Here is a 21801-nt window from a genome sequence, read left to right as displayed (position 1 = left end):
ACGCCACGGCCTACTTCGCCTTCAAGAACTCCTCCACCTCCAGCAACACGAACTCGTTGTCGTCAGCCTTGTTGGGGTCGCGGCTCGACGAGAACGGCAAATTGTTGTCGTTGCCGACGATGATGTGGGTGTCGTCGACGCGATCGACGTTCTCGATGGTGAAGAACGGGAAGGTCAGCACGCCGTCATTGAGCGGCTTGCGCGCCTTCTTGTCGGGATCACGGATCTTCATCAGGTCGATATAGGCGATCTTGCGCACTGGCTTGCCGACATTGGCGTCGGAGAGCTCGACCTTGTAGACGCGCTTAAATTTGGCGAGGTCCGCAAAACAATTTTCGCCCCGCTGACCGGCCGGGCAGACCTTGTCGGCGGTGCCTTCGCCATTGTCGCGCTCGATGATCAGGCCGTTTGAAGCGTCGATCATGTTGAAGTCGCCGATGGCGTGGCCGTTCTTATCGAACACATAGTGCCAATAGCGGCCGGTGAATTTTTCGGCCGCGACGTCGAATTCGAGGATCCGCGCGGCTTCCTTGCCGTCGAGCTTTTCAAGGTCCTTCTTCTCGGCATCCCACAGCGGGCCTTCCAGCAGCCCGTAGACGAACTTGCCGTCCTTCGAAGCGGCAAAACCTTCATAGCCTTTGGAGCGGCGCAAATTGACCGTGGTGTAGCTTGCGCCTGGAGCTGCCGGCGACTGCACCGACCAGTGATCGGGCGAGCGCACCGGCTTGCCGTCGGCGGTGGTTTCGAACACCGCCAGGACCTTGCCGGTTTTGTCGGCCTTCAGCACATAGGGTCCGAACTCGTCGCCGATCCAGATGGTATCGCCGATGATCTGAAAACCTTCGGTGTCGAAATCGGCACCGGTGAGATAGCGCTTGGCGCTGTCCTCATGCACGATGCGGAACGGCACCTTCTTGTCCGGATCGTGCAGGAAGATGGTTTCCTGCCGCTCGATCTTGCCGCTCGCCCAGTCGATCTTGTGCCGGTTGAGATAGAGCATCGAGTCGGCCGAGTTGTAGCGCGAGCCCATGCCGTTGTCGGTGAGCACCCAGAACGAACCGTCAGCCATCACCTTGATGCCGGAATGGCCCTGCAGCGGCTGTCCCTTGAACGGCAGCGATACGCCGGTCGGGCGTTCGTAGGATTTGCCCATCACAGTGCCCACAGCGTCGACGCGGCGGCCGGTGGTGTATTTGCCTGATGTCTTGAGATCGTCAGGCGCATCAGCGGGCGCCTCGATAAAGCTCTGTGCCGGCAGCACGGCGTGGCCCTTCAGCGTGGCGGGAAATTCGCCTTCACCTTGGGCGAAGGCAGCGCCGGCCAGAAACACGGAGGCGACGGAGCAGAGCAATGACACGCGCATGGCGGATCTCCTGTAGAATGGCGATGCGGAGTGTCTTGCGCAGCGGCTGTTACAGCCGGCTGACAGTTTTGTGAAAGCCGCGTAACGGCGTTGGATAAGGCTGCGGTTTAGGTGTTACTGCGTTGCAGCCGGCCGCATGGTCTGCGGCAGCAGGAACGGCACACCCTGATCGGTATAGTCGATCTTCACATCCACCTCAAAAATCCGACGGATGGTTTCCGTCGTGATCACATCGCTGCGGCCGCCATCGACGGCGAGCCGGCCGCGATGCAAGAGCACGATCCGGTCGGCGAACCGCATGGCGAGATTGAGGTCGTGCAGCACCGCGATAACAGCCGTGCCGTTCTGCGCGCGCCGCTTTGCGGTTTCTACAAGGTCGATCTGGTGGCGCATGTCGAGACTCGAGGTCGGCTCGTCCAGCAACAGAAGCCCCGGTCCATGCAGCGCCTCGCCGCAGGCGAGCTGCACCAGCACGCGGGCGAAATGCGCGCGCTGCTGTTCGCCGCCCGAGAGCGTCGGCAATTGCCGCTGGCTGAAATGCGCCAGATCGACCTCGCCGAGCGCCGCATCGACCAGCCGCTGCGCGGCGGAGCGGCCGGCATCACCCGCGCCCATATGGACGATCTCCTCGACCGTGAACGGGAAGTTGACGTTGACATGCTGCGACAGCATCGCGCGGTGATAAGCGAGCTGACGCGGCGCATAGAGGTGGATGTCGCGCTGCTTCAGCCTGATCTGACCGCGCGTCGGGCGGAGATCGCCGGACAGCATCCGCAGCAGCGTCGATTTGCCGGCGCCGTTGGGGCCGACGATCGCGACCATCTCGCCGGGGGCGACGCAAAGATCAATGCCATCGACCAGCGTGGCGCCGCCAACGACCATCGAAACCAACTGCGCTTCGAGAATGGCGGTCATAGCGAAACCAGCCCGCGCTGGCGGAGCAGCATGGCCAGAAAGAATGGCGCGCCGATTGCTGCCGTCAGGATGCCGATCGGCATTTCCGCGGGCGCGACGATGGTGCGGGCCAGCGTATCGGCGCCCACCAGCAGCACCGCGCCCAGCAGCATGGAAGCGGGCAACAGCAAGCGGTGCGCCGGCCCGATCACCAGCCGCAACAGATGCGGCACCACGATGCCGATAAAGCCGACGACGCCGCAGACCGAAACCGCCACGCCCGTCATCGCCGACACCAGCACGATTGAAATCCGCTTCAGCCGCTCGACGTCGACGCCGCTATGGAACGCCTCGGCCTCGCCGAGCACCAGTACGTCGAGCCTACGCGCAATCGAGACGCAGGCGATCGCGGCACATCCCAGCACCGGCGCCAGCGTGGCGAGCTTGGGCCAGGTCGCGCCGCTCAGCGAACCTAATAGCCAGAACGTGATGTCGCGCAACTGGCGATCGTCGGCGATGAATACGAGGAGCCCGATGCCGGCGTTGGCGATGGCGGCGATGGCAATGCCGGCCAGCAGGAAAATCGCGATCGACGTCCGCCCCGAGCGGCTCGCGATCGAATAAAGGATGACGGTGGTCGCGAGCGACCCGGCGAAGGCCGCGATCGGCAGCAACTGATGCTGCATGAAACGGAAGTTCTGGCCGATCTGGCTGTCGGTGAAGACGATCGCAGCCGCGGCCGCCAGCGCGCCGCCGGAGGAAACGCCGACCAGCGCGGGGTCGGCGAGGGGATTGCGAAACAGCCCCTGCATGATGGCTCCCGATGCCGCGAGCAGCGCGCCGATCATCGCGGCCGCGCCGATCCGTGGAATCCGGATCGACCACAGCACAAGCTGGTCGCGCGCGAGCGTCGGACCGGCCGAAGCCTCGCCCCACAGGCCGAGTGCGGCCGGCAGCCGCGCCAGCGGAATTCCGGCGGCGCCAACCGTCAGCGCGATCAGCGCCGCACCCGCCAGCGCGGCGAACAGGCAGACAAGGGTCAGCGAGGCGGGAGGACGCAACGCGTATCCGCTGCGGCGCCTGGCGCTAGCCTCGGTCAGGACGGTCATTTCCGGCAATCGGCGGTGAGTGCCGCAGGCTTGAATGTCTCGGCCTGCGGCGCCAGCGTCGGATAGAGCTTGATCGAGAGATCGCGGGCGGCGGCCGCGGTGCGCGGCCCGAAGCCGAGCAGATAGAGGCCTTCCATGGAGATGAAGGTCTTGTTCGCCGCAACAGGGGTCAGCGCGAAGGCCGGATGAAGATACACCGTCTCCGCGACCACGGAATCCTTGCCGCGTTGGATCGAGAGCACCACGTCGGGCTTCGCCGCGACGATCGCCTCGTCGTTGATGATCTTGTAGCCCTCGTAGCCGTCGATCGCGTTGACGCCGCCGGCAAGCGCGATGATCTCGTTTGCCGCGGTGTTCTTTCCGGCGGCCATCGCCCGGCCGTTCAACAGCGACATCACGAACATCACGCGCACCGGCTTCGTCACCTTGGCGCGCAGCTCGCGCAGTTGCGCCAAATCGTCCGACACCGCCGCGGTCAGGCATTCGGCGCGCTTGTCCGCGCCCATGGCGTGGCCGACCAACTTGATCTTGTCGAGCAGGCCTGCTTCCGAAAAGGTTTCGGGCACCAGCACCAGCGGCACCTTGGCGGCTTCCAGCACGTCCATGGTTTCCTTCGGCCCGGACCCTTGCGCCGCCAGCACCAGGGAGGGGTTGAGCCCGAGCACGCCCTCGGCCGAAAGCTGGCGCATGTAGCCGACATCCGGTTTCTCGCGTGCCGCGGCCGGATAGAGGCTGGTCGAGTCGACGCCAACGAGGCGGTCCTCGAAACCGAGCGCATAGAGAATTTCCGTGATCGCGCCGCCGATCGAGACGATCCGCGCGGGATCACCGATCGTGACATCGCGATTGCGGGCGTCATGCACCGTAATTCCCGCAGCGAGCGCGACGCCGCTAAGCAGGAAGCAGCCCGCGGCGGCCGACACTGCGAGCGTACGACAAACTGTCATTGCCGGTTCACCAGGTCGGTCACTTGGTCAGGATCAGCTTGTTCTGCGACGTCAGCCGCAGGCGATAATGCTCCTCGCCATGCGCGATGATGATTTCGCGCTCGGTGGCGAACAGTTCGCGGCTGTCGATCCGGTTGCCGCTGATGGCAAGCGATCTGGCTGCGGAAGCGGGACTGCCGGCTTGCGTCCGGGCGGCTCCGAGTTTGTCTCCTGTTGCTGCGGACATGTCGTTTGTGGTGCCCCGAAAAGCCTGTGTGAAGCCATGTTTGTACAGTTGCGATGCGCTGCAATCCAACCGCTGCACTTTACAATCGATATAAAGTGCCTGATGCGGTTCTTGACCGCCCGGAACCCGCCACGTAACCAAGTATGACACGATGCGGGCATGTGCCTGCGTCGCGAATGTGGCAGCCAGCAAGCAGCTCGCAAGTTACGCGCAGCGCCCGCCAGCCAGACCCAAAAGAACAGATATCGGGGCTGGGGTTGTATGGCTGACGGGGCTAGGATTTCGCGCGCCCTCTTGTTGGGCGCGTCGGTGTTTTCAATTGCATTGCTGGTCGGGGAAGCCGGCAACGCGCAGACGGCGGATACGCAGGCCGCAAGCGGCGCGTCCGAGCGGCAGAAGCAGTCGCGGCGCAAGCCGGCGAAGCCGCCGCAGGAGCAGCAGGCAACGGCGCCTGCGATGAATGCGCGGGCGCAGATTGGAGCCGCGCCGGTGCAGTCACTCGATACGATTACGGCTGTCGCCACTAGGACCGACGAGCGCGCGATCGACGCGCTGGCTCCAGTGAGCGTCGTAACGCTGGAAGAGATCCAGGGCCGCCAAGCCAGCACGCTCGGCGGACTTCTCTACAATATTCCCGGCGTCTGGGTGCAGGACCGTGGCGACGAGCCGTCCACTTCGATTAACATACGCGGCCTGCAGGATTTCGGTCGTGTCGCCGTGGTGGTCGATGGTGCGCGGCAGAACTATCAGCGCACCGGCCATTTCGCGAACGGCTCCTTCTTCCTCAACCCGGAATTGGTCAGCAGCATCGACATCGTGCGGGGGCCGACGGCCAACATCTACGGTTCGGGCGCGATCGGCGGCGTGGCGTCGTTCCGCACCAAGGACATCGATGATGTCGTTCGCCCGGGCGAGCGTTGGGGTGTCGACGCAAAGACCATACTCGGCACCAATCAGGGCCGCGCCCTTGGTTCGCTGTTCGGCGGTGTCCACGTTACCCCGAATGTGGATTTCTTTGCCGGCGGTACCTATAGCGCGCAGGAAAGCTACAAGGACGGTACCGGATTCGAAGTCGCCAATACCGGAAATCGGCTCACCGCTGGCCTTGCCAAGGTGACGGTGCGCCCGGCTGACGGACACGAAGTCAAGCTCGGCACGATATTCCAGGAAGATCTTTACAGTGTGGGTCAGCCGCCGCGCCGCGCCGGTGATCCCAACTCCACCAATCCGAACGGGACCAACAACCTAAACGGCACGTCGATCTACAGGACCGACGTGAAGAACTACACGACGACGCTCGGCTGGAAATATTCGCAACCGGACGACAAGGTTTTCGATTGGGATGCAAAGGTCTACTGGAATCGCACCGAGAACGATCAGATCAAGACGCGTCACACCAGCACGACTCCCTCGGTCTTTTGCGGCGGCGTGCCGGGCAATGCGGTCTCCGGCTGTATCGGTGACAACCGTGGCTACCTGCTCGATACGGTCGGTTTCGACGCGCACAACACCTCGCGCTTCGAATATGCGGATTGGCACCATGCGGTCACCTTCGGCGCCGATGCGTTCCAGGACAACGTGAAGACGGCCGACCGGCGCGGTACCTCGGATGTTACGACTCCAGGTGGAAGGCGTACGGTGTCCGGCGGATTTGTCCAATGGAAGGCTACATACAGCAACCTGCTGGAGACGATCAGCGCACTGCGCTACGACAACTACAGCTTGGAATCAGGGGCGACATCCGCAGGGGGTGACCGGCTGTCGCCGAAGATCACGGTCGCCTTGATGCCAGTGGCGGTGGTGACGCCCTACGCCAGTTACGCAGAAGGCTACCGTGCTCCGTCGATCACGGAGACGCTGGTCAACGGCCCGCATGCCGGCGCTACGATCAACGATTCGTTCTTCCGTTGCCCATCGGGGACGCCGGGTCCGGGCGCTGACTCGACCTTCTGCTTTGTGCCCAATCCGAACCTGCGTCCCGAGGTCGGCAAGAACAAGGAAATTGGATTCAACATCAGGAAGAACGATTTGTTCATTGTCGGCGACAGCTTCCGCGGCAAAATCAACTTCTTCCGCAACGACATCACCGACTTCATCGACCAGGTTGCCTTCGGAACGCCGCTGACGGTGCCGACCGGCCCACCACCCGCGCCGAGGATTACCGTCCTGCCCTTCCTGCAGTATCAGAACGTTGCCTCCGCACGAATTCAGGGCTTCGAGGCCGAGACGATGTATGACGCCGGCCTCTGGTACGCAGGGGTTTCCGGCTCATTCCAGGACGGCAAGAACCTGCAGACGGGATTTGGACTGTACAGCGTCCCGCCGCAGAAGATCACGACGACGGCCGGTGTGCGGCTGCTCGACAGGACGCTCATTCTTTCGATGCTGTGGACGTCGGCCATCGCAAACAGGAACATTCCTCCGACCTACACGGCGGCCACGTCGTACGACCTCGTCAACCTGTATGTGCAGTATCAGCCGACGCGGGATGTCACGTTCAATTTCTCGGTCGAGAACCTTCTCAACCAGTACTATCGGCCGTACGCTATTCCGGTCGGGAGCGCGGGCGACACGCAGAACGACGTCAAATGGGCCAGCGCTGGCGCCGGCATCGTCTTCAAGGGCGGCCTCAGATATCACTTCGGAGGAACCTGACACGAAGAATCCGCGGTCTCGCGTGAGACCATCACCTCCAAACGCACCGGGCCGCGCTGATGCTCCAGCGCGACTTCGGTGCATCGGATGTTTCTAACCAACTCAAACGGTACGCCAGGCGCACCCCAGCAACCCAGCAAGGAGATTTCAAATGTTTATCGCGATGAATCGGTTCCAGGTGAAGATTGGCTCTGAGGCGGCCTTCGAGACGGTGTGGCGCACGCGCGAGTCCTATCTCAGCAACATGGCCGGTTTCGTCGAGTTTCACCTGCTGAAGGGGCCCGTCGCCGAGGATCACACGCTCTACTCGTCGCACACGGTCTGGATCGACAAGGCGGCATTCGAAGCCTGGACCAAATCGGAAGAATTTCGCCGCGCCCACGCCCGCGCCGACAACAAGACCGGCGAAAGCCTCTACCTCGGCCACCCCAAGTTCGAAGGTTTCGAAGTGATCCTGAGCGAACGCAAATCCAGCGCCGCTGCGTGACGGGGAGGGCTGTCATGTTGAGCACGGAGCTTGCCGAACTCAAGGCGTATATGGCTGACAATCCAGGAGCAGTGATCGAGGACGTGGCGCGGGAGCGGAAAGTGAGCCCGCGCGCCGTCCTGGAGGCTATGCCTGAATCGATGGTGCGCCTCGGCCCCGGTGGCGATTTCGCCGCCGCGATGAATGATGTGGCGCAATGGGGCGAGGTGACGCTGATCGTCCACACCGACGATGCGATCTTCGAATTCACCGGCGCCATCCCTGCAGGCGAGATCGGCCGCGGCTACTTCAACCTGATGCAGCCGAAGGGGCTGCACGGCCATCTCCGGCACGAGCGCTGCGCGGCGATCGCCTTCGTCGAGCGGCCCTTCATGGGCAAGTCGTCGGCCTTCATCGCATTCATCAATGTGGACGGCGGCATCATGTTCAAGGTGTTTGTCGGCCGTGACGAAACGCGCGCGCTGCGCAGCGACCAGTTGCAGCGCTTTCATGCGCTTGCGGAAAGGATCGCGCCCGCCCGCGCGGTGTGACCGATCCGCATTGTCAGCCCGGGAGACGATCATGCAGCGAACAGTGCCTGATGTTATGATCCGTTGGTGTGGCGGAATCGGCTTGGCGGCTCTGCCGAGCGTGGCCCACGCCGCCGCCGACGTCGCGCTGCTGCCGCGCAACCTGTCGCCCTGGAACATGTTCGTGAATGCGGACGTCGTGGTGCAGGCGGTCATGGTGGGCTTGGCCTTCGCCTCGCTGGTGACGTGGACGATCTGGCTGGCGAAAACCGTCGAGATCCGCCGCAAGACCGCGACCGCCAAACGGCGCCTCAGCCTCTTGGAAACCGATACCGTGCTCGCCAAGGCCGAGCAGGAAATCCGCGGCGGCAACGATGCGGTGGCACAGATCATTCAGTCCGCCGCCCGCGAGGCCAGCCTCTCCGGCGGTCATTTCGACGACGGCCTCAAGGAACGGGTCGCGCTGCGGCTGGAGCGGGTCGAGGCGGCCATGTCCAGGCAGATCGCCCGCGGCACCGGCGTGCTCGCGACCATCGGCGCCACCGCGCCGTTCGTCGGCCTGTTCGGCACCGTGTGGGGCATCATGAACTCCTTCATCGGCATTTCCGAGGCCAAAACCACCAACCTTGCCGTCGTCGCCCCCGGCATCGCGGAAGCGTTGCTGGCGACCGCGCTCGGTCTGGTCGCGGCAATCCCGGCGGTCGTGATCTACAATCATCTGACGCGCACGATCGCGGCCCATCGCGCGCTGCTTGGCGATGCCTCGGCGCTGGTGCTGCTCCTGATCAGCCGCGAGGGCGACCGCGGCTCGTTCCGCCTGGCGCGCGCCGCCGAGTGATCGGGGAAGGGTGAGCGATGGGCGCGAAGCTCGGTCAAACAGTCGGCGGACGGGCGCGCGGCGGTGGCGACGATCTTGTCGAGGCGCACGAGATCAACGTCACGCCGTTCATCGACGTGATGCTGGTACTGCTGATCATCTTCATGGTCGCCGCTCCGCTCGCAACCGTCGATCTCGGTGTCGATCTCCCGGCGAGCGCCGTCGAGCCGTCGCCGCGCCCGGACAAGCCGGTGTTCGTCACGGTGAAACCGGACCTGTCGGTCGCGGTTGGCGAGGATGTCATTGCGCGCGACGTGCTGACTTCCACGCTCGACAGCGCCACGCAGGGGAAAAAGGACGAGCGCATCTTTCTGCGCGCCGACAAGGCGGTCAGCTATGGCGACCTGATGGAGGTGATGAACCTTCTGCGTAACGCCGGCTATCTCAAGATCGCGCTGGTCGGCCTTGACGGACGCACTTAACTGCCATGAACGCGTTCGCCCTGCATGATGTCTCCGACCCGGCCGTTGTCCGGCGCTGGGGAGTTTCGGCGATGGCGATCGTTGCCGCGCATGTCGCGCTGATGGCGTTGGCCATGAACTGGTACACCCAGCGGCCGGAGCCCGGCGTGGCGATGCCCGCCATCATGGTCGATCTGGCGCCCGTCACGTCGTCGCCAGAGGCAGCGCCAATGGACATGATGCCGGGACCCGAGATGCAGCAGGCGGACGCGTCGCCGCCCGAGCCCGCGGCCGCAGAGGCCGTGCGGGAGCAGATCGCGCCGACTCCGCCGCAGGAGAAGCCGGAAGTCGTTGCGCCGCCGGAGCAGAAGCAGCAGCCGACGCCGGAAAAGCCCGAGCCGGCGAAGATCGTCCCCGAGCAGAAGCCGGTACCCGTGAAGCCGAAAATCGTCCGGCCAGACGCCAAGAAGCCTTCGGAGGCGCCACCGGCGCCGCGAACCAGTGCGCCGCCGCGCGCCGAGCGTCAGGCGCCTGCCGCATCGGCGATCAGTGCGGGTGCCTCTGCCTCAGCGATGGCGACCTACACTCAGCGGGTCCGCGCGCATTTGCTGCGCTTCCATAAATATCCATCCGGCGGCAACGGCCAGCGCGGCGTCGTCAGGTTGTCCTTCACGCTGGGCCGCGGCGGTCAGGTACTGTCCAGCCGCGTCGGCGGCTCTTCGGGGGTTCCTGCGTTCGATGCTCTGGCGATGGCATTGGTTCGCCAAGCTCAGCCATTCCCTGCATTTCCGCCCGAAATCAATTACGCGACGATGCCCATTAACGTTCCGGTGGAGTTCAAGCCCAACTAGCGCGGGGCGCACGCGGCAGTGCCTTACTCCTTCACCGCGCCTGTCAGCGACGACACGTAGTAGTCTACGAACAGCGAATAAAACAGCGCGACCGGCAGCGAGCCGAGCAGTGAGCCCGCCATCAGCGCACCCCATTGGTAGACGTCGCCGGTGACGAGCTCGGTCAGGATTGCGACCGGCACCGTCTTGTTGGCGCCGCTCTGGATGAAGGCGAGCGCGTAGATGAACTCGTTCCACGACAGCGTGAAGGAGAAGATGCCGGCCGAGATCAGGCCGGGCACGGCGAGCGGCAGCGTGATCCGGCGAAGGATCTGCAGCCGTGTCGCACCATCGACCAGCGCGCATTCCTCGAGCTCGTAGGGAATCGACTTGAAGTAGCCGATCAATAGCCAGGTGCAGAACGGCACCAGGAAGGTGGGATAGACCAGGATCAGCGCCATCGGCGAATCGAACAAGCCGAACTGCACGATCACGGTGGCGAGCGGAATAAACAGGATCGAGGGCGGCACCAGATAGGCGAGATAGATCCCGAGGCCCACATAGGGGCTGCCGCGGAAGCGCAGCCGCTCGATCGCGTAGGCGGCGAGCGTGCTCGCAAACAGCGACAGGAAGGTGGAGCCGATCGCCACGAACATCGTGGTCTTGAGCCAGGTCGGATAGGCGGTGTTGAACAGCAGATGCTTGATATGCGCCAGCGTCGGCGAGGAGATCCAGAACGGATTGTGCTGCTTATAGTTCAGAAGCTCCGCGTTCGGTTTGAACGAGGTGATCGCCATCCAGTAGAACGGGAACAACAGGATGAGCACGAAGCAGGCCAGCGGCAGGTAGATCATCATCACTCGCCGCGCGCGGGAATCCCACGCCATGGTATCAGGCGTGGCGCTGGCGACATTGCTGTTGCCCGGTTGGGCGGCTACGTCAGTCATTGGCTTCTCCCTGCTGCCATTTGCGGCGCGCCAGGCCGAAATAGCTGAACAACGTCGCGAACACGAGGAACGGGATCATCGAGACCGCGATCGCTGCACCCTCGCCAAGTTCGCCGCCGGCGATGCCGCGCTGGAACGCCAGCGTTGCGAGCAGATGCGTGGAGTTGACCGGTCCGCCGCGGGTGATGGCGTAGACGAGCTGGAAGTCGGTAAAAGTGAAGATGATCGAGAACGTCATCACGATTGCGAGAATCGGCATCATCATCGGGAGCGTGATGTAGCGGAAACGCTGCCAGGCGGTGGCGCCGTCCAGCATCGCGGCTTCATAGAGCGAGGGTGAGATGGTCTGCAGGCCCGCCAGGAGCGAGATCGCCACAAAGGGAATGCCGCGCCAGATGTTGGCTGCGATCAGCGAGAAGCGCGCCGGCCACGGCGTGCCGAGAAAGTCGATGTTGGTCGAGCGGATGTGCAGCACGTCGACCAGCAGATAGGAAATGATCGAGAACTGCGGATCGTAGATCCACCAGAACGCCAGCGCCGACAGCACCGTCGGCACGATCCACGGCAACAGCACGATGGCGCGCAACAGGCTCTTGAGCGGAAAATGGTTGTTGAGCAAGAGCGCCAGCCAGAAGCCGAGCGCGAATTTCCCGATGGTCGCAATACCGGTATAGAAGACGCTGTAGAATACCGCGTTCCACCACAGGGGATCCTTGAGCAGATACTGGAAGTTCTCCAGGCCAATAAAGATGCCGCGCTGGCCGATCGTGGTGTCGGTGAAGGCGAGCCAGACGCCGAGACCGAGCGGGTAGGTGAGGAACACCGTCAACAACCCGATCGCCGGCGTAAGGCACATCACGATCAGGAACGGCTTGTAGTCGAACAGGCGCGCAATCCAGCTAGGTTGCCGGAGCGCCATGCCGCGCGATGGTAGAGTTGTTACGGACATTGAATGCTCATTCACCGTCGTCATTGCGAGGAGCGGAGCGACGAAGCAATCCACTCCTCCTTTGTGGTGCTATGGATTGCTTCGCTTCGCTCGCAATGACGGTGACCAGATTTGCGGTTCAGCCGCGCCCCTGGCGCCGGAAGTATCGCTTGCAGCGCTGCTCCGCTTCCGCGGCCGCGGTTTCCGGCGTCGAGGCGCCGGTCGCAACCGCGGCGCACATCTGGATCAGCACATAATCCGCGCTGACGGCTCCGGTCGCGGTCGAGATCGGACCCTTGTAGCCGTCGTAGTAGGAGCTGTTCATGGTATTCTTGAAGATCGCGACCTTGGGATCGCTGGACCACACCGCGGCGTCGGCGTAGGCGGCGAGCGGCTGCGACCAATAGCCCGAGTTGGCGTTGAGCCACGGCTCGTATTGTTCCTTTTCGAGCATGAACTGCAGGAATGCCTTTGCCGCGTTCGGATACGGACTGTGCTTGAACAGCATCGCGTTCAGCGTCAGCCCCGCCATCGGTGAAATCTTGGCCTGGCCCTTCGGCAAAAGCTGATGCTCGCTGTCCTCGGCGATCGCGCGCGTCGCCGGATCATTCTTCAGCGAGAAATACAGCGAGACGCCGTTGGCGGTCAGCGATATTTCCTGCGAGGAGTAGGCGCGGTTATTGCTGACGTCGTTCCACGACGGCGTGCCGGCGATGAAAGTCGGGTACAGCTCCTTGACCCAGTTCAGCGCGGCGATGGTTTCCTTGCTGTTGATGACGACATTGCCTTCTTCATCAAGCAGGGACGCGTTGTGCGACCACAGCGCCCAGTTGGCAAAACCGTTGCCGTCGCCCTTGGCATTGCCGAGCGCGAAGCCGGCCGGCTTGCCGGCCTTCTGCAGCTTGCGGCACAAGTCGAGAATTCCGGCATGATCTTCCGGCACCTTGTCGAAGCCGACCGATTGCAGCACCGATTTGCGGTAGATCAGGGGGCCGGCGGTGGCGCCGAACGGCAAGCCGATCCAGGCGTCGCTCTTGTTGCGCTTGCCGTATTTTTGCGCCAGCGGCTGCCAGCCGCCGTAGCGCTTGCCGAGATAGTCGGCCACGTCGGTGAGCTCGACCAGCTTGTCGATATAGATGTGCGGCGCGTCGGAGAAGCCGATGATGATGTCGGGGCCGGCGCCGGAATTCGAAGTCACCGCGGTCTGCTGGCTGATATCTTCCCAGCCGACGAAGTCGACCTTGACCTCGACGCCGGTGTCCTTGGTGAATTTGGCCGCGTTGGCGCGGAACACATCCTCGTCGGCCTGCACGAAGCGCACCGGGCGCAGCATGCGCAAGGATGCGCCTTTTTCGATTGCAAACTTGGGAGGCGGGACGTCGGCGGCTTTGATGGTGGATGCGGTTTGAGCCGAAGCGCCGGTGACAGCCAGCGCGGCGGCGGAAGCGCCTAACGCCAGTGCTTCACGACGGGTGATGTCGTTGCTCATGGTTCTCTCCCTGTTCTTTGTTCCCGGCGTTGAATCGCCGGTGAACGTAGTCGGAACGCTTTTCGGCTAGCTGTTGGGCCCTCGATCCATGCTGACGGGCTGCCAGCGGCGGAGCGAGGTGTTTTGAAGCACCGACGGATTGACGCAGCTTACCGGCCACATCCCCTGCAAGACCAGTGACAATTCGTAGCCCACACGGCGCTTGCGCGCCTCATCAAAACGTGCCGAGGCCGACGCCACATGGGCGGTCAGGGTGACGTTTTCCATCGAAAGCATCGGGTTGTTGTGCGACGGCGGCTCCTTTTCCAGCACGTCGAGCGCGGCATGCGCGATGCAGCCCTCCTGCAGCGCCTTGATCAGCGCTTGCTCATCCACGGTGGCGCCGCGGCCGGTATTGATGAAGATGGCGGAATTTTTCATCTGGCGGAAATGCTTCTCGGTGAGCATGTGATGCACCTCCGGCCGCGCCGGCGCATGCATCGAGACGAAGTCCGATTGCTGCAGTACCTCCGACAGCGTCGCCGGCATCACGCCGTGGTCGTACATCAGCGTTTCCTGGATGAAGGGATCGTAGGCCATCATGCGTAAGCCGAAGGGGGCGGCGCGCTTGGCGACCGCGCGCGCCACCCGGCCGAACGAGATGAAGCCGAGCGTCTGGCCCATCAGCCGCGGAATTTTCAAAAGCGCGGGCCGCCCTTCCGACCAGCGGCCGGTGCGCACCATCTTGTCCTGTTCGACCAGTCGCCGAAAGCCCGCCAGCAGCAGCATCATGGCATGGTCGGCGACCTCCTCGATGAAAGTGTCGGGGACGTTGGTGACGGGAATGCCGCGGGCGGTGGCGGCCTTGACGTCGACGCTGTCGACGCCGACGCTGCCGAGCGTGATCACCTTGCAGTTCTCGAGCGCGTCGATGACGGGTTTGGTGATCGGCATGCCCTTGGCGTAGATCGCGTCCGCGGTTTTTGCGGCGGCGATGAATTCCGCCTCGTTGGCCGGCGCCTCGATGATTTCGGCCCCGATCGGATCGAGCGCTTCCTTCTCATAGTCATAGCCGCCGCCGGCGACCGTGAAGCTCGCGCCCTTCGGCGTCACCACCCTGAATTTCGGCATTTCCTGCTCCCGATTTTATTCTTCGGTGTTGGTTTGAGGCGGCGGGCGCCGCCACTTCATCGTTGACGTACTTTCACCTTTTACGCGACCTGACTTGCTCCTGCTACAATCATCGGTTGCTGTTTAAATCGGCAGCACCGCATTCTGCCGGATTTCCGCGGGCCTTCGTAACAAAGCGCTAAAGGGTCTCACGATATTGTGCGCCGAATCAATCGGCCAATCGCGTGCCACGCGCCAATTTTCCGGAGACAACCGTGAAGCTCACCAACCTCAAGATCACCCCCAAGCTCGGCATTCTCGTGGGCGTGACCCTGCTCGGCCTCTGCGCCGCCGGCCTACTCGCAGGCTATTTGATGCAGCGTGAGATGCTCAATGCGCGGATCGAGCAGACCAAGGCGATTGTCGACATGGCGCGCAACATGGCGCTCGGCCTGCAGAAGCAGGTTGCCGCAGGCCAGATGACCAAGGAGGCGGCGATTGCCGAGTTCAGCAAGCGCGGCAACACGCTGACCTTCGACAACGGCAATGGCTACGTGTTCGCCTACACGATGGATGGCGTCGCCGTGCTGGCCCCGGTTCCCAGCCAGATCGGCCAGAACCGTATGGACGTCGACACCGGTGGCCGAAAGCTGGTGCGTGAGCTGCGCGACGGCATCGCGGCCAACGGCGAAATCATGCTGCGCTATGAATTCCGCAAACCCGGACAGGACGAGCTGATCCGCAAATTCTCCTACGCGGTTCCGATCCCCGGCTGGAACATGTTCGTCGGCACCGGCGCCTATCTCGACGATCTCGACACCAAGATGAAGCCGATCGCTATGGTGCTTGGGCTTGCCGTTCTCGGCATCGCGCTGGTTGCCGGCAGCATCGCCTGGATGATCGGCCGCAGCATCAGTAAGCCGCTCGGTCAGCTCGGCGCCCGCATGCAGGATCTCGCCGAGGGCCGGCTCGACGGTGAAATTCCCGGTATCGGCCGCGGCGACGAGATCGGCGCGATGGCCGCGACCGTGCAGATCTTCAAGGACAATGCGGTGCGCATCCGCGGGCTTGAGCAGAAGGAAGCCGAGGTGCAGGCGCGCGCCGAGGCCGAACGGCGGGCGGCGATGGAAAGTATCGCCAGCGACTTCGAACGCAGCGTGACCGGCATCGTCCGTTCGGTTTCGACGGCGGCCGCCGGCATGCAGAGCACGGCGCAATCCATGACCACGACCGCCAGCGACGCCAGCGCGCGGGCCGCGACCGTCGGCGCGGCATCGCAGCGTTCGTCCGACAATGTCGGCACGGTGGCATCCGCCGCCGAGGAGCTCTCCAGCTCGGTTAACGAGATTTCCCGCCAGGTGACGCGCTCCAGCGAGATCGCCGCCAAGGCGGTGAGCGACGCCGAGCGCACCAACGCCACCGTGGGCGCGCTCTCGACCGGCGCCGAGAAGATCGGCGAAGTGGTCAAGCTGATCCACTCGATCGCGGCGCAAACCAATCTGCTTGCGCTGAACGCCACCATCGAAGCGGCGCGCGCCGGCGATTCCGGCCGCGGCTTTGCCGTCGTCGCGTCGGAAGTAAAGGCGCTCGCCAACCAGACTGCGAAGGCGACCGAGGAAATCTCCTCGCAGGTCGCGGCCATGCAGGCTTCGACCAGCGAAGCCGTGGCCTCGATCGGCGGCATCACCGAAACCATCGCGCAGATGAGCGAGATCACCGTCTCGATCTCGACCGCCGTCGAGCAACAGGGCGGCGCCACCCGCGAAATCGCCCGCAACATCCAGTCGGTGGCGGCTGGATCGACCGAGATCTCGGCCCATATCGGCGGCGTCTCCACCGCTGCGGCCGCAACCGGCAAGGCAGCATCCGAAGTGCTGGCGAGCGCCCGTGAACTCGACACCCAGTCCGGCATGCTGCGCAGCGCGGTGGACGAGTTCTTGGGCAAGGTGCGGACGGCGTAACTGTCATGCCCCGCGAAGGCGAGGCATCCAGTACGCCGCGGCGTCAGCGACCAATCGCGAACAACGCGGCGTACTGGATCGTCCGCCCCAGTGCGCAATTGCGCACAAGGCGGACGATGACGGCCCTATGAGTGGCAGAATGGTGGGCACGCTTCGCTTTGCCCACCCTAAGTAGTAACCATGCGTCATTGCGAGGAGCGAAGCGACGAAGCAATCCATCTATCCCCTTGCGGCGGCATGGATTGCTTCGCTTCGCTCGCCATGACGGGGAGGGCGCCATGCACGGCGCCGCACGATCCTACTGCTTCTCGATCCCCGCGCCCTCAATCAGCTTCTCCCACACCTTGAGCTGCTCCTTCACGAAGGCGTCGAACTCCTCCGGCGTGCCGGAGAATGCCTCCATGCCGCGCTCGGCGAGCTGGCTCTTGATGTCGGGGCGCTCGACGACCTTGCGGATTTCCGCGTTCAGCCTGGTGACGATATCCTTCGGCATGCCGGCGGGGCCGAAATAGCCTTGCCACGAGGTGATGTCGAAACCCTTCACCGTGTCGTTCATGGTCGGGAGATCTGGCAACAATGCCGAGCGCTGCTTGGTGGTGACCGCGAGCGCCTTCAGCGCCTTGGCGTTGACGTGGGGCAGGCCAGTCGGCACGTCAATGAACATCATGGAGACGCGGCCGGCGATCAGGTCGGTCAAGGCGGGCGGTGAGCTCTTGTAGGGAACGTGAAGCAAATCAATGCCGGCGAGGCGGGCAAACGTTGCGCCGGAGACGATCGCAGCCGAGCTGCCGCTGGCATAGGAGTATTTGCCCGGCTCCTTCTTCGCCAGCGCAATCAGTTCGGCCACCGAGTTCGCCGGAATATCGGGGTGGATCACCAGCATGAAGGGCAGGTCGCCGCTGCGCGCGATCGGCGTGAAGTCCTTGACCGGGTCGTAGGTCATGTTCTTCATCAAATAGGGATTCGCCGAATGCGGTGTGTTGGTCGACACCATCAGCGTGTAGCCGTCCGGCGCGGAGCGGGCCACCTGACTTGCAGCGAGCGAGCCATTGGCGCCCGGCTTGTTTTCGATCACGATCCCGACCCCGAGCGCGGTGCCGAGCTCCTTCGAGATGATGCGCGTGGTGGTATCGGTGCCGCTGCCGGCGGCGAACGGCAGCACCAGCGTGATGTTGCGGTTCGGGTAGGGCGCCTGCGCGCCAGCCGTGGCGATCATCGCCAGCATCAGGGGAGCCGTCGCAGCGACGTGCCGGTATCGTTTCAATAACGCAAACATAAAGTGGTTTCCTCGTTTGTTCTTTTGTTGAATTGGCCGGCAAGCTAGCCTGCCGTGGGACAAAGTGGAAGCGGGGTGCGGCTCTAATGCCCAACTCGTGCCCCGGGCGCGGCGCAGCACGATAGTGGTGCGCCGCTGAACCGGGGCCTACTGGGTCCCGGCTCTGCGGAGCAGCGCTGAAAGCGTCCGGGACAGGAGAGTTTACGTCTTGGCCGAGGCCCGCCGCGAGGCGATCACGACGCCGGCCAGCACCAGCGCATAGCCCACCAGGTGGAATAACCGCAACTGCTCGCCGAGCAGCAGGATCGCCATCGCCGAGCCGAACACCGGCACCAGATGGAAAAAGGGGGCGGCACGATTGGGGCCGATCAGCGCCAGGCCTCGATTGAAGAACAGATACGCCAGCGTCGAGGGAAAGATCACGGCATAGCCGAGCGTCGCCATCGAGATCATGTCGAACTTCAAGGTGGCGCCAGTCGAAAATTCCCAGATCGAGAACGGCACCAGCATCAGCGCGCCGCAGCAGGTGGTGAATGAAATCAGCGACAGCGCATGCGTCACCGGGCGGCGCGGGATCAGCGCCGAATACAGTCCGAACGACACCAGGGAGCTCGCAAACATCAGGTCGCCGCGGTTGAAGCGGATGTTGGCGAGCGCGCCAAAATCGCCCCGCAGGATGATGGTCAGGACGCCGGCGAGCGAGATCGTGATGCCGGCAAGCTGCGCGCCGGTCAGACGGACGCCGAACAGCGCCAGCGACCACAGCGCGACGAACAGTGGTCCCGCCGACTGGATCAGAAGCGCGTTCAGCGCCTCGGTATATTGCAGAGCCCAGTAGGAGATCGCGTTGTTGTAGGCGAATCCGACCAGCGACAGGAACAGCATCATCGGCAGATGCGCGCGCAGCACCGGCCAGTCCCGCTTCAGGTGCGGCCAGGCAAACGGCAGCAGGATCAGAAAGGTGCCGATCCAGCGGACGCAGGACAGCGTCAATGGCGGCACATGGCCGGCGACATGACGCGCCAGCACGATGTTGCCGGCCCAGAACAGCGAGGTCAGGCTCAACAGCAGATAAGGCTGGTTGTTCAGCCACCAGGCCGGATGGAAGGCGGGCGGCGCTGGTGCGGGGTCGGTCATGGTCGCGGGCTCGATAGGGCCGGATTTTCCGTCACGCGACAAGTCCCGTGCATGCAATGCTACAATGTCCTGAACTGGCTCATGTCGGGAGGTGCCGTCGATGGGTGTCGAATTGTTGAACGTGAGGGGCCTGCAGGAGCTCGATCAGCAGGCGCCGGTGGTGATGGTGAACCTGATGCGGTTCCGCGAGCGCTCGCTCGACGGCGACGGATCAGGCTGGGACGCGTATCTCCGCTACAGCGCGCTTACCGTGCCGATGATCAAGGCACGCGGCGGCACGCTGCTATGGACTGGCGATGCCAAGACGGTGGCGCTCGGGATGGAAGCTGGTAATCAATGGGATTATCTGGCGCTGGTGTATTATCCGACAGTGACGGCCTTCATCGACATGATGACCTCGAAAGACTATGAGCAGTACTGCGACCCGCACCGCACGAACGGCTGCGCCGAGCACGTGATCATCGCGACCAAGGAAGCCTACAGCAAGTTCAAGGTGGGATCGTGAGCGCGCGCGACCAACTCCTCCGTCATGCCCCGCGAAGGCGGGGCATCCAGTACGCTGCGGCCGCTCGGCACCATCTGAGGTCTCTGGAATACTGGGTCACCCGCCTTCGCGGGTGACGACAGTCTGGTCGCTGAGGGCGCAGTGCTCAGAGCTATCTGCCGGGCCTAGCGTATCCCTTCAGATGCGCGGAATGCCGGCGTCGTTGATGACCTTCGACCATTTGTTGATTTCCGACGACACGAGCGTGCGCATTTCGTCCGGCGTGCTGCCGCGGGCTTCGCCGCCAGTTGCCGTCTCCAACGCCGCCTTCGTTGCGGGGTCGGCCAGCATCGACTGGATCTCCGTGTTCAGGCGCTTCACGATATCGGGCGGCGTGCCCTTCGGAGCCACCAGCCCCGCCCAGGTACGGACGTCGAAACCCGCGACGCCGGCCTCCTGCACGGACGGCACGTTCGGCAGCAGCTTGGTGCGCGTGGGCGAGGTGACGGCGAGGCCGCGAATGGCGCCGCTCTCGATCTGGCCGGCGAGCAGCACGGTTGTCCCGACGATCACGGGAACGTCTCCGGCAAGCAGGGAGGTGGCGGTTAGTGAGTCACCGCGATAGGGGACGTGCACCATCTTGGTGCCGGCGGTGACGTTCAACAGCTCGCCCGCGAGATGATGCGTGCTGCCGAAGCCGACCGAGCCGTAGCTCAGGGCATCGGGCTTGGCTTTCGCCATCGCAATCAGGTCCACCAGCGTCTTCGCCTGATGGTCGGCGCGAACTGCGATGACCAGCGCGTAATAGACCATCGTCGACAGCATCTCGAAACTGTCGATCGGGCTATAGGCGAGCTGCCTGTACAGGGCGCCCGAGATCGCATGTGCCCCCGTGACGAGGCCGATCGTGTAGCCGTCCGGCGCCGATTTGGCGACGGAATCCGCAGCGAGATTGCCGCCGGCGCCCGGCTTGGCTTCCACCACCACCGGCTGTCCCAGCCGCTTCGCGAGCCCTTCAGAGACGATGCGCGCCATGGTGTCGGCGGCGCCGCCGGCCGCAAAGCCGTGCAGCAGCCTGATCGGCCGGTTGGGATAGATCTGCGCGGCGGCGATGGAAGGGGCCAAGCAGGCCAGGCTGAGCGCTGCGGCAGCGATGCAGCAGCGCAGGGCAAGCAACCGTCCGTGCAGGACGTTCAACGATCGAGCCATCTGTTTCATCCCCCGTGTTTTGTTTTTTGAACGTCGGCTCCGGCTGGTGGTGACGCGGCGCGATTACTTCACGCCGCGCATCGCTGGAGAAAATTCGGTTGCTTCCTTGGCCGGGCCGACGCCCCAGACGTCGCGCGGCAACCCGATCCAGGTCTTCGGCCGCTGCGGACGATCGTGGTGCCAGGGACGCGGCTCGAAATAGCCGAGCTCTTCGTCGAGCATCAGATCCATGCTGTAATAGAGCTCGATCAGGTAGCCGTCGGGGTTGTAATGATAGACCGCGACGTTGTGGCCGGGTCCATGCCGCACCGGTCCCCAGAGAATCTGAAACTTGTTGCGGCCGAGCAGGTCACAGGCCTGATGCATGTGTGAGGCGTCGCGCAGCTCGAAGGCGAGATGATGCAGACGGCCGTCGGTGCCGCGAGCAAAATTCATCGCGTGGTGTTCGGGGCCGCAGCGCATGAATACGAAATTTTCCTCGATGCGATCGGAGACGCGGAAGCCGAGAACGTCGCCGAAGAATTTGGCGGCCCGCTCGGGATCGGGCGTGTGGAGCGCGACGTGACCGAGCTTGGCGACAGCGAGGCCCCGGATCGGCTCGATGGCCTTGCAGAACTCCCATCTGGAGAACAATTCGATCCGGTGCCCGTCCGGATCGTCGAAGACGAGCGCCTTCGCTATTCCCGGCGCCGTGTCGCTCCTGATCTCCGATTTGATGCCGAGGCTTGCCAGCGATTTCTGCAGGTCGGCCGGATCGAGGTTGGGCGCCACTTCATAGGCGATGGATGTCAGTTGCGAGACCGCGCCGCGTTCGAGAACCAGCGTCAACTCGTCGGACTCGGTGCCGAGCAGGATTCGGCCGTCGCTGCGCTGGATGACGCCGAGCCCGATGATGGACTGATAGTAGTCGAGCTGCGCCTCGATGTTTGGACTGATGAAAGTGACGTGTCGCAGCCGTTTGACGTTGATCATCTCGTGACCTC

21 protein-coding genes are annotated in these 21801 nt (G+C 63.6%); 8 read left to right on the top strand and 13 right to left on the bottom strand.

Annotated features, from left to right (window positions below; all coding sequences use genetic code 11):
• Nucleotides 1–10 precede the first annotated feature (10 nt).
• The 5 genes from RX328_RS37390 to RX328_RS37370 form a co-directional block, all read right to left on the bottom strand.
• Entirely contained in the window at nucleotides 11–1363 is a 1353-nt protein-coding gene (locus RX328_RS37390) for an esterase-like activity of phytase family protein (protein ID WP_213248263.1), read from the bottom strand.
• Nucleotides 1364–1477: 114 nt separating this feature from the next.
• Nucleotides 1478–2278, bottom strand: coding sequence for a heme ABC transporter ATP-binding protein (locus RX328_RS37385; protein WP_213248265.1), 801 nt, complete (start codon nucleotides 2276–2278; stop codon nucleotides 1478–1480).
• Entirely contained in the window at nucleotides 2275–3366 is a 1092-nt protein-coding gene (locus tag RX328_RS37380; RefSeq protein WP_213248267.1) for a FecCD family ABC transporter permease, read from the bottom strand. Before RX328_RS37380 ends, RX328_RS37385 begins: the two co-directional genes overlap by 4 nt.
• Nucleotides 3363–4313, bottom strand: coding sequence for a hemin ABC transporter substrate-binding protein (locus RX328_RS37375; RefSeq protein WP_213248269.1), 951 nt, complete (start codon nucleotides 4311–4313; stop codon nucleotides 3363–3365). Before RX328_RS37375 ends, RX328_RS37380 begins: the two co-directional genes overlap by 4 nt.
• A gap of 19 nt (nucleotides 4314–4332) precedes the next feature.
• On the bottom strand, nucleotides 4333–4539 hold the full coding sequence (locus tag RX328_RS37370; protein ID WP_213248271.1) for a hemin uptake protein HemP: 207 nt from the start codon (nucleotides 4537–4539) through the stop codon (nucleotides 4333–4335).
• A 261-nt stretch (nucleotides 4540–4800) separates the two neighbouring features.
• Between RX328_RS37370 and RX328_RS37365 the strand changes: the two genes are divergently transcribed.
• From RX328_RS37365 to RX328_RS37340, 6 genes are all read left to right on the top strand, one after another.
• Nucleotides 4801–7194 carry a TonB-dependent hemoglobin/transferrin/lactoferrin family receptor gene (locus RX328_RS37365; protein ID WP_213248273.1) on the top strand — a complete coding sequence of 798 codons (2394 nt, stop codon included), beginning with the start codon at nucleotides 4801–4803 and terminating at the stop codon, nucleotides 7192–7194.
• Nucleotides 7195–7345: 151 nt separating this feature from the next.
• Complete coding sequence (locus tag RX328_RS37360; RefSeq protein ID WP_213248275.1) at nucleotides 7346–7681, top strand: antibiotic biosynthesis monooxygenase family protein; 336 nt, start codon at nucleotides 7346–7348, stop codon at nucleotides 7679–7681.
• Nucleotides 7682–7695: 14 nt separating this feature from the next.
• Nucleotides 7696–8211: a heme utilization cystosolic carrier protein HutX gene (hutX, locus tag RX328_RS37355; RefSeq protein WP_213248277.1), complete on the top strand. Its 516-nt coding sequence runs from the start codon at nucleotides 7696–7698 to the stop codon at nucleotides 8209–8211.
• Between the two features lie 55 nt (nucleotides 8212–8266).
• A complete protein-coding gene (exbB, locus tag RX328_RS37350) occupies nucleotides 8267–9028 on the top strand; it encodes a tonB-system energizer ExbB (RefSeq protein ID WP_213248372.1) in 762 nt (253 codons plus the stop codon).
• Between the two features lie 17 nt (nucleotides 9029–9045).
• Nucleotides 9046–9489: a TonB system transport protein ExbD gene (exbD, locus tag RX328_RS37345; RefSeq protein WP_213248279.1), complete on the top strand. Its 444-nt coding sequence runs from the start codon at nucleotides 9046–9048 to the stop codon at nucleotides 9487–9489.
• A 5-nt stretch (nucleotides 9490–9494) separates the two neighbouring features.
• Nucleotides 9495–10319: an energy transducer TonB gene (locus RX328_RS37340; protein WP_213248280.1), complete on the top strand. Its 825-nt coding sequence runs from the start codon at nucleotides 9495–9497 to the stop codon at nucleotides 10317–10319.
• A 23-nt stretch (nucleotides 10320–10342) separates the two neighbouring features.
• On the opposite strand, the gene RX328_RS37335 is transcribed toward RX328_RS37340, so the two are convergent.
• The 4 genes from RX328_RS37335 to RX328_RS37320 form a co-directional block, all read right to left on the bottom strand.
• Nucleotides 10343–11245, bottom strand: coding sequence for a carbohydrate ABC transporter permease (locus RX328_RS37335; RefSeq protein WP_213248281.1), 903 nt, complete (start codon nucleotides 11243–11245; stop codon nucleotides 10343–10345).
• Complete coding sequence (locus tag RX328_RS37330) at nucleotides 11238–12194, bottom strand: carbohydrate ABC transporter permease (RefSeq protein ID WP_213248282.1); 957 nt, start codon at nucleotides 12192–12194, stop codon at nucleotides 11238–11240. Before RX328_RS37330 ends, RX328_RS37335 begins: the two co-directional genes overlap by 8 nt.
• A 118-nt stretch (nucleotides 12195–12312) precedes the next feature.
• Complete coding sequence (locus RX328_RS37325; protein ID WP_213248283.1) at nucleotides 12313–13662, bottom strand: ABC transporter substrate-binding protein; 1350 nt, start codon at nucleotides 13660–13662, stop codon at nucleotides 12313–12315.
• A gap of 66 nt (nucleotides 13663–13728) precedes the next feature.
• Nucleotides 13729–14772 (bottom strand): C-terminal binding protein, encoded by a 1044-nt coding sequence (locus tag RX328_RS37320; RefSeq protein WP_213248284.1) that lies wholly within the window; start codon nucleotides 14770–14772, stop codon nucleotides 13729–13731.
• 254 nt (nucleotides 14773–15026) lie between these two features.
• Here RX328_RS37320 and RX328_RS37315 point away from each other — a divergent pair, with 254 nt between their 5' ends.
• Nucleotides 15027–16712, top strand: coding sequence for a methyl-accepting chemotaxis protein (locus tag RX328_RS37315; protein ID WP_213248285.1), 1686 nt, complete (start codon nucleotides 15027–15029; stop codon nucleotides 16710–16712).
• 298 nt (nucleotides 16713–17010) lie between these two features.
• On the opposite strand, the gene RX328_RS37310 is transcribed toward RX328_RS37315, so the two are convergent.
• Entirely contained in the window at nucleotides 17011–17988 is a 978-nt protein-coding gene (locus RX328_RS37310; protein ID WP_213248287.1) for a Bug family tripartite tricarboxylate transporter substrate binding protein, read from the bottom strand.
• Between the two features lie 201 nt (nucleotides 17989–18189).
• Nucleotides 18190–19125, bottom strand: coding sequence for a DMT family transporter (locus tag RX328_RS37305; RefSeq protein ID WP_213248289.1), 936 nt, complete (start codon nucleotides 19123–19125; stop codon nucleotides 18190–18192).
• Between the two features lie 100 nt (nucleotides 19126–19225).
• Between RX328_RS37305 and RX328_RS37300 the strand changes: the two genes are divergently transcribed.
• Nucleotides 19226–19630 carry a DUF1330 domain-containing protein gene (locus tag RX328_RS37300; protein WP_213248291.1) on the top strand — a complete coding sequence of 135 codons (405 nt, stop codon included), beginning with the start codon at nucleotides 19226–19228 and terminating at the stop codon, nucleotides 19628–19630.
• 177 nt (nucleotides 19631–19807) lie between these two features.
• Here the strand turns inward: RX328_RS37300 and RX328_RS37295 are convergent, their stop codons facing one another.
• Together RX328_RS37295 and RX328_RS37290 are read right to left on the bottom strand one after the other, a co-directional pair.
• Entirely contained in the window at nucleotides 19808–20818 is a 1011-nt protein-coding gene (locus RX328_RS37295; RefSeq protein WP_213248293.1) for a tripartite tricarboxylate transporter substrate binding protein, read from the bottom strand.
• Between the two features lie 63 nt (nucleotides 20819–20881).
• Nucleotides 20882–21790, bottom strand: coding sequence for a VOC family protein (locus RX328_RS37290; RefSeq protein ID WP_213248295.1), 909 nt, complete (start codon nucleotides 21788–21790; stop codon nucleotides 20882–20884).
• Nucleotides 21791–21801 lie beyond the last annotated feature (11 nt).

It is taken from the genome of Bradyrhizobium sp. sBnM-33 (assembly GCF_032917945.1).
Taxonomy (GTDB): Bacteria; Pseudomonadota; Alphaproteobacteria; order Rhizobiales; family Xanthobacteraceae; genus Bradyrhizobium.
Note: the sequence above shows the minus strand (reverse complement) of the source record. Positions and strands in the feature narration are given on the sequence as shown.